General features: G+C 41.7%; 7 protein-coding genes. 5 read left to right on the plus strand and 2 right to left on the minus strand.

What is annotated here, in order from left to right; all coding sequences use genetic code 11:
* The first annotated feature begins 461 nt into the window (after positions 1 to 461).
* The 5 genes from ppsA (at position 462) to ACHFIY_RS07390 (ending at position 7,807) form a co-directional block, all read left to right on the plus strand.
* Positions 462 to 2,891: a phosphoenolpyruvate synthase gene (gene ppsA / locus ACHFIY_RS07370; RefSeq protein WP_410845430.1), complete on the plus strand. Its 2,430-nt coding sequence runs from the start codon at positions 462 to 464 to the stop codon at positions 2,889 to 2,891.
* 1,749 nt (positions 2,892 to 4,640) lie between these two features.
* Positions 4,641 to 5,495: a carboxylating nicotinate-nucleotide diphosphorylase gene (gene nadC / locus ACHFIY_RS07375; protein WP_410845431.1), complete on the plus strand. Its 855-nt coding sequence runs from the start codon at positions 4,641 to 4,643 to the stop codon at positions 5,493 to 5,495.
* Between the two features lie 10 nt (positions 5,496 to 5,505).
* Positions 5,506 to 5,847, plus strand: a complete 342-nt coding sequence (locus ACHFIY_RS07380) for a translation initiation factor (RefSeq protein ID WP_410845432.1) — start codon at positions 5,506 to 5,508, stop codon at positions 5,845 to 5,847.
* A 227-nt stretch (positions 5,848 to 6,074) separates the two neighbouring features.
* Complete coding sequence (locus tag ACHFIY_RS07385; RefSeq protein WP_410845433.1) at positions 6,075 to 6,695, plus strand: polysaccharide deacetylase family protein; 621 nt, start codon at positions 6,075 to 6,077, stop codon at positions 6,693 to 6,695.
* Between the two features lie 347 nt (positions 6,696 to 7,042).
* Entirely contained in the window at positions 7,043 to 7,807 is a 765-nt protein-coding gene (locus ACHFIY_RS07390) for a TatD family hydrolase (protein ID WP_410845434.1), read from the plus strand.
* A 10-nt stretch (positions 7,808 to 7,817) separates the two neighbouring features.
* On the opposite strand, the gene ACHFIY_RS07395 is transcribed toward ACHFIY_RS07390, so the two are convergent.
* Both ACHFIY_RS07395 and ACHFIY_RS07400 read right to left on the minus strand, forming a co-directional pair.
* Positions 7,818 to 8,150, minus strand: a complete 333-nt coding sequence (locus ACHFIY_RS07395) for a type II toxin-antitoxin system RelE/ParE family toxin (protein WP_410845435.1) — start codon at positions 8,148 to 8,150, stop codon at positions 7,818 to 7,820.
* A complete protein-coding gene (locus tag ACHFIY_RS07400; protein WP_410845436.1) occupies positions 8,140 to 8,346 on the minus strand; it encodes a hypothetical protein in 207 nt (68 codons plus the stop codon). The genes ACHFIY_RS07395 and ACHFIY_RS07400 overlap by 11 nt, the downstream gene beginning before the upstream one ends.
* Positions 8,347 to 8,486 lie beyond the last annotated feature (140 nt).

The following is an 8,486-nucleotide window of genomic DNA, read 5'->3' on the forward strand; positions in this document are numbered from 1 at the left end:
GCTTGATATTTTTACCACAAGGCTCACAAGGGAATTAGGAAACACAAGGAACACAAGGTTATATCATTAGATATATAAGGTAAAGGGCACAAGGAATTTTCACAAATCCAAAAACATAGCAAGATTCCCGCATAGCCTTGTTCTTATTTACCCCCTTTAGGGGGTTGGGGGCAAGTGCAACGTACTAGCTGACATATCGTATTTTACCTTGTGTACTTTGTGTAAACCCCTTGTGTTCCTTGTGGTTAAATTTCCCTTTTACTTTATTTATATATTATGCAAATCAATTGCCTTACAAAACCTCAACACCATAAAAGTAGAATTTTTGGTATTAGATTGATACATAAATATTAAAATACCAGCACTATTGGATAAGATAATACCAGTTTAGGATAAGGGGATACCAAGCATATCGCCTGTTTAAAAATAATTTTGTATTATCACTTTTAAACACAAGCATTATGACAACGATTGAAACCCAATTGATCCTGCCTCTGGAAAAAGTAGGCATTAACGACATTGAAAAAGTAGGCGGCAAAAATGCTTCGCTGGGCGAAATGATACAGCACCTTTCGGCAAGGGGCGTACAAATCCCTGGAGGGTTTGTAGTAACCGTGGAGGCCTACGAATATTTTATTGCCTATAACCAGTTGGACAGCAAGATAAAGTCTATAGTGGCCGGGCTAGATGCAGACAATATCCAATCGCTGCAGTTTTGTGGTGATGCCGTGCGGGAATTGATAGAAAGTGGTGATTTCCCAGATGATTTAGCCAATGAAATAGAACACGCATATACCCTGCTTTCCCAAAAGCATGGGCAAGATAATACAGATGTGGCCGTGCGTTCCTCCGCCACGGCAGAAGACCTGCCAGATGCTTCTTTCGCTGGGCAGCAGGAAACTTTTTTAAATGTAAACGGGGCAGCGGACTTGTTGCATACCATCAAAAAATGCTTTGCTTCGCTATTTACTGACAGGGCAATCAGCTACCGGCATAGTTTTGGGTACGACCATTTCCTGGTAAAGCTATCTGTTTGCGTGCAAAAAATGGTACGGAGCGATCTGGCAGCCGCTGGCGTGGCTTTCTCGATAGATACTGAAAGTGGTTTTAAAGATGCTGTAATTATCAACGGCTCTTATGGCCTAGGTGAAATGGTGGTGCAAGGTGCTGTAAGCCCAGATGAGTTCATTGTTTTTAAACCAGCTTTGAAAAAAGGCTTTTCGCCTATCATCGAGAAAAAGATGGGGGTAAAAAACCGCAAGATGGTGTACAGCAAAATAGCGGGCGAGCGGGTAACCATCGTGCCAGTAGATGCGGCTGACGAAAACAGGTTTTGCCTCAGCAACACCGCTATACTGCAACTAGCCACATGGGTTGTGGCTATTGAAGAGTATTACTCCACCATAAAAGGACAATGGTGCCCAATGGATGTGGAATGGGCGGTAGATGGCATTACCAATCAACTGTTTATAGTGCAGGCCAGGCCTGAAACCATCCACTCCCGCAGGGAAGCCAGCACGGTGAAAGAATACATAATTGAAGACAAGAACAGGGAAAAGAAAATAATTGCAAAAGGCATCGCCGTGGGCGACAAAATAGCCAGCGGCAAGGTAAGGATGATACACAACCTTGCCAAGGAAGAAATACAGCACTATGTTTTTGAAAGAGGCGACGTATTGGTAACCGACATGACCGACCCCGACTGGGAACCCATCATGAAAAAAGCCGCAGCCATCATAACCAACAAAGGCGGGCGTACCTGCCATGCAGCAATAGTAGCCCGTGAAATGGGCGTGCCAGCCATAGTAGGCTGTGGCAATGCCACCAAGCTGTTGCAGGAAGGCATCATGGTTACCGCATCCTGCGCAGAAGGAGAGGTAGGCTATATCTACAGCGGGGCAATCCCCTTCCATGAGGAAATACACGACCTTAGCAAGCTGCCTGCCATTAAAACACCCGTGCTGCTTAACGTAGCCTCACCAGACATGGCATTCCATTTTGCGCACTTGCAAGCTAAGGGTATTGGGCTGGCTAGGGAGGAATTTATTATCAACAACTACATCAAAGTGCACCCCATGGCTTTGCTAAAGCATGAGTCGCTGGGAGACGAGGCATTGACAAAAACCATCAACCATGCCGCAAGGGGCTATGCCAATGGGGAAGCATTCTTTATAGAAAAGCTGTCGCAGGGCGTGGCCAAGATAGGGGCGGCCTTTTACCCCAACAAGGTAATCGTGCGTTTTTCTGACTTCAAGAGCAATGAGTATTATAACCTACCTGGCGGCCACCACTTTGAGCCGCACGAGGAAAACCCGATGATAGGATGGAGGGGCGCATCCCGCTATTACTCCAAGGAGTACAAGGAAGCTTTTGGCATGGAGTGCAAAGCCATAAGGAAAGTAAGGGAGGAAATGGGGCTGGACAATGTGATAGTGATGATACCATTCTGCCGCACACCCAAGGAACTTTTGGCCGTGTATGATGTAATGAAAGAGTATGGGCTGGAAAGGGGCAAGAACGGGCTGGAAGTGTATATAATGGCCGAGCTGCCCTCCAACGTATTGCTGGCAGATGTGTTTGCCAAACATATAGATGGCTTTTCCATTGGGTCCAACGACCTTACCCAGCTTACCTTGGGGCTAGACAGGGATTCTGCCCTGGTGGCACACCTGTACGACGAGCGGAACGAAGCGGTGAAAGCCATGATTTCGCTGCTGATAAAAGCCGCAAAAGCCGCCAAGATAAAGGTCGGCATCTGCGGGCAGGGCCCTTCTGACTTTCCTGACTTTGCCCAGTTTTTGGTGGAAGAGGGCATTGATACCATCTCGGTAACCCCCGATGCGTATTTTAAAACGGTGAATGCCATAGCAAAAATTAATGGCGTGGCGTAGGTATATGTTGTTGAATGTTTGGGCCCGGGCAATTTGTTGCCTGGGCTTTTTTGTGCTTTAACCTGGTTTAGCGTGCACTTTTTGGGGGCTTTGCACCCTTTGTTTGGCATTGTATTTTGACGCTGATTTGAAATTTTAGGCCTATCTAGACTATAACTCATTGAAATACAGTGTTTTTTAGTTTTTAAAGATGAGTGTTTTGTGAGTGATTTGTGAGTGAAAAATGAGTGTTTTGTGAGTGATTTTCGGGGGAAAGTGAGTGATTTTCGGGTTTTTTTAAGTGGGAAATTAACATATTATATTTTTTTTGATGTTAAAAATAGTACCATGAGGCTAAAGACCGATGCTAGGTTAACCATAGTGGTTGGCCTAACTGAGACATTAAAGTTTTTTGCATTTTTAGTTAAAACTTACCCCGACTCGACCTCACCCCAACCCTCTCTAAAGCTAGCGTTTATAACAAATCTCATTGAACCAAATGTTGCCTCTTAGCGTGTAGACCTCACCCCCCAACCCACTCTCCGAAGGCGAGGGGGAGCCAACCCTTGACAAAATCCAAGAGGTTTTATGATAAATTTCACTTGCAGCTATCTATTTTGGTTAAACTAAAAAGATTAAAAAGATGTGTGTATACCCTAGCTCCAAAGGAAGAGATGCAAGAAAAAAGAAGGGAATGAGAAGCACTAAGCGATGACTTGAAATGGCTTTTTTTCTTCATTTTCCGTGATTTATTTTTTTTCGAGCCTGTCTTTTTGTTTCTAACTCATTGTTATTCAGTTATTTTATGTTATTTAACCCTCGTTTTTTATGATAATTTAAGTGAATTTTATGATAATTTATTGATAATGGAATAATAGTTTTATGATACGAAACTGATAATTTATTGATAATAAAGTGATAAGATTTTGATAGTGAATTATCATTTTCCTAAGCAATCTACCAGCAGGTGCAGGAGCTAAAGCTTAGGTGGTTAGTTCCTGTTTTAATGTAAAGTTGGCATGGATATATAAAAAGCCCAAAATAAAAATCCTATATGGGGGAAATATGCCCCCATGAGTATCCAGAAATGCCCCCATATAGGATTTTAGTGGTAAGTGGCGAGGAAGGGGATAGGAGGATGGGGGAGTTGGATAATATGTTTAAAAAAAAGCGGAAACTCCAAAAAATGAAGTTTTGAAATACCCCTCGTTCCATTTGAGAAGTGGATAAATTATTGATTGTAGGAGACCCACCCCCTAACCCCCTCCGAGGAGGGGAACGAGAAGACCTAAGCGAATAGTTGAAATGCACCACTTTTTTGTGCTTATACCCCTTTTTTACAGAAAAAACATTAAATTTGGCTAGCTAAACCAATGAATACATGAAAGCAATAGCAGGGGTAAAATTTATGAAAATGCTTCTGGCAAAATAACCCATGACACCATTAGCTTGAAGTGCCATGCCAAAATAATAAAGGACTTAATAGACCACCAACTTATGGAAGATGCCCGAAAAGATAGTTTTACCGATTGTGAGATAGCAAGAAAAGAATTGCTGGAGACGGTTTAGAACAAAAGCAAAACAGGCATATAAAATTGTTGTTTTAAAACAAGTATACTAACGTTTCCGAAATGCTTTCCCCCATTCTGACTTACAAATAGTGGCTTGAAAAAGTTTTATGCACCCCTCATTTTTCTTTTCATCTTCTTTGTTTCCTTCATGCCGCTTTCGAGCCATTGTTACGAAAAAAATACCCTTTATTTTTGCACAATGGATAATGAGCTACTGCGGCAGTTGGTAATAGCCGCATTAAAAGAAGACATAGGCGATGGCGACCATAGCACGTTGAGTTGCATCCCTCCTGGTAAACAAGGCAAGGCGGAGCTGAAGATAAAACAAGCTGGCATATTGGCTGGCGTGGAAGTAGCACAAAAGATATTTGAACAAGTAGAGCCTGCTGCAAAATTCACCGCATTCAAAAAAGATGGTAATGCAATGGTGGCTGGCGAAATAGCTTTTGAAGTATCGGCCTCTATCTACACCATATTAACCTGTGAGCGGTTGGTTTTGAATTGTATGCAGCGCATGAGCGGAATAGCCACCCTTACCCTCCAATACACAGAAAAGCTAAAGGGCTACAAAACAAAATTGCTCGATACCCGTAAAACCACGCCCAATTTCCGCTTGCTGGAAAAAGAAGCTGTGAAAATAGGCGGTGGTATCAACCACCGTTTTGGCCTGTACGACATGATAATGCTAAAGGATAACCATATTGATTATGCAGGAGGATTGACGCCAGCTATTAATAAGGCTTTTGAATATACCCAAACCCATAACCCAGCATTAAAAATAGAAGTAGAAACCCGTAGCCTGGCAGATGTAGAAACCGTTTGTACCATTGGCAAAGGCAAGGTTTTTAGGATAATGCTAGATAATTTTACCCCTGCACAAATAACAGAAGCCCTGCAAATAATACAAGGTGGGTTTGAAACAGAGGCAAGCGGGGGCATTAACTTGCAAACCATAGAAAGCTTTGCTGCCACTGGGGTTGATTATGTAAGCGTGGGCGGATTGATACACCAGGCACAAAGCGTAGATTTGAGTTTGAAAGCAGTAATCGTATAAATAGTGCCCAATGAGCAAAAAAATAAAACCCATCAACAATGGTTTAGTGTATAGCACAGACCCCAATTTTAAACTGGAGGAGGATAATGAGATAGTAGAAACTCTTGCACCCAAAGCACAAAAGCTGCGTGTGAAGTTAGAAACCAAACACCGAGCTGGCAAAGCAGTAACATTGGTTACAGGTTTTATCGGCACAGAAGCCGATTTGGAAACCTTGGGCAAGCTGCTGAAAAACTACTGCGGCACAGGCGGCTCGGCAAAAGAGGCAGAAATTATTATCCAGGGCGACCAGCGGGATAAAGTGCTGAAATATTTGTTGGAAAAAGGATATACCCAAAGTAAAAGGATATAGGCAAGATTTTGTTTATACTTTTTTAACAAAACGACCCTCGAACCGCTTGTTGCCTAAGCATAAAATGGGGAAAAGCTCTCTAGATAGCAACTTCGCCTCACTAAAATTTACAATACAATAACAACGATTCGCTATGTACATTAAAGTTCGTGTTTCCCTTACATTTTGTGCCATTGTGGCAAAATAAATGGCGTAGTTTGCATTATTAAATTAAATATGCGGTATCAATGTATTTAGTATCTACACCATGGTGGTTAAGGGCATTGTACCCAGCATTAACCTGGCAAATACCTACAAAGGAACAATGCCTCTACCTTACATTTGACGATGGCCCCCACCCAACTGCTACGCCATTTGTACTGGATAAACTAAACCAATTTAATGCCAAGGCAAGTTTTTTTTGCATTGGCAAAAACGTGGAAGCATACCAAGAAATATATAACCGCATAATAGCCGAAGGGCATTCCGTAGGCAACCATACCCAACACCACCTGAACGGATGGGAAACAAAAGACATGGATTATCTGGAAAATATTCAGTTTGCAGCTTCTAATATTCACACGCCATTTTTCAGGCCGCCTTATGGCAGGATAAAACGCTCGCAGATAAAACAATTGCACCATTCGTCAAGCCTGCCCTCCAAAATAATCATGTGGTCGGTACTTAGCGGCGATTTTGACATGGGCATTTCCCCAGAAAAATGCTTCCAAAATGTACTGAAACACACTAAGCCGGGGAGCATTATCGTTTTTCACGACAGCACCAAGGCCTGGGACAGGATGCAGTACGCATTGCCAATGGCACTGGAATATTTTAGCCAGAAAGGCTATCAATTCAAGGCTTTATAGGCATAAAAAAAGGCAGAGGTAGAAACCTTAGCCTTTTATAATCCGTACTCTATGAAAACAATCTTTACATTATGGGCTGTGTATGTGTCTTTTTAAGTATATCCTAAATCCCGGCACCTAATAAACGGTATAGGATGTGCATTTATTTTACGGAACCCCATATTTTTTTTATTGTGCAAAGGCAAAAAAAAATATTGCTCGCCTTTTTCGCCATAAAGACTCAAAGGCTCAAAGCAGCACGAAGGAAATAAAAAAGAAGCAAAGGAAAATCCCTGTTACGTTCTTTTCTTTGTGCTTTGGTGGCTTTGTGGCAAGATAATAAGTGGCAAATTGCTTAAAATTGCAGGATGATCATTATAGACACACACTGCCACCTGTACAGCGAGGAATTTAAAGGCGAAATTGATGCCGTTATCGGCAGGGCAAAAGCAGAAGGGGTTACCAAATTTTACTTGCCTGCCATAGACAGCACCTGTTTGGAAAGCATGTTGCAACTGGAAAAACAATACCCAAACGAGTGCATTGCTATGATGGGGCTGCACCCGTGCTATGTAAAAGAAAATTACAAGGAAGAACTAGCTATTGTAGAACAGCAATTGGCCTCACGCCATTTTGCTGCCATCGGCGAAATTGGGTTGGATTATTACTGGGACAAATCCTTTGCCACCCAACAGCAAGAAGCATTCAACCTGCAAATGGATTGGGCACTCCAGAAAGCACTACCTATTGTTATCCATACACGCAATGCCATGCAGGAAACATTGGAGATGGTAAAACCCTATGCAGCCAAGGGATTGAAAGGCATATTCCACTGCTTTGGTGGCAGCTACGAAAGTGCAAAACAGATAATTGATATGGGCTTTTTGCTGGGTATTGGCGGCGTGCTTACTTACAAAAAAGCAGGCCTGCCAGAAGTGTTGGAAAAAATAGGTATAGAACACTTGGTATTGGAAACAGATGCCCCCTACCTTCCGCCAGTCCCTTTCCGTGGCAAGCGCAACGAAAGCAGCTACCTGAAATACATAATTGAAAAACTAGCAGAAGTAAAAAACATGAGCGTGGAGGAAGTGGCAACAATTACCACGGCTAATGCGGAGGGGTTGTTTAAATAGCCAATAAAAATTATTTATTGGCTATCCATTTTAGTAGCCCTTCCAGTTCTTTTGAGGAAATATTTTCTTGTTCAGATTTGTCGTAGATAGATAATAAATATACTTCCGTATCTGTAATATGCACATAGGTAATTACCCTGACACCACCGCGCTTACCTTTTCCTTTAGATAATACAGATACCCTAATCTTATAACAATTGTTCCCTATTGGCGTACCCTGTATTGGATTTTCTTCAAGGTTATGTACTAAATTTATATATTCAAGTTTTAAAGAAGGATATTTTTTTGCTAATTTCTTGATGCGCTTTTCAAAAGCAGGGATAGTTATGACTTTATAGCTCATCGAACAATTCTTTAGCTGGCCGGCCTTTTAGTTTGCCAGCTTTTATCAATGTCATTTCTTCTACTGCTTCTTTAACGCCTTCTAATACGTCTGATTTATAGGGTGAAAGCGGCTTTGTTTTTATAAAAGGAAAACTTTGAAGCAATTCCATCACAAAAGATGCTTTTGAATCTTTAATATCCAGTAATACTTTCATCTTATTATAATTGAGGTATAAAAGTAGGTAAAAAGCTCGTTGCTTTGTTTTTAAAGAACGTTTGAAACATAACTTGTCTTGTCAAAAATTCCATAAATATATGGTTGTAATTTTGGAAGCACTACTTATCGTACCATGCT

Source organism: Parasediminibacterium schistidii, assembly GCF_046546515.1.
Lineage (GTDB): Bacteria > Bacteroidota > Bacteroidia > Chitinophagales > Chitinophagaceae > Parasediminibacterium.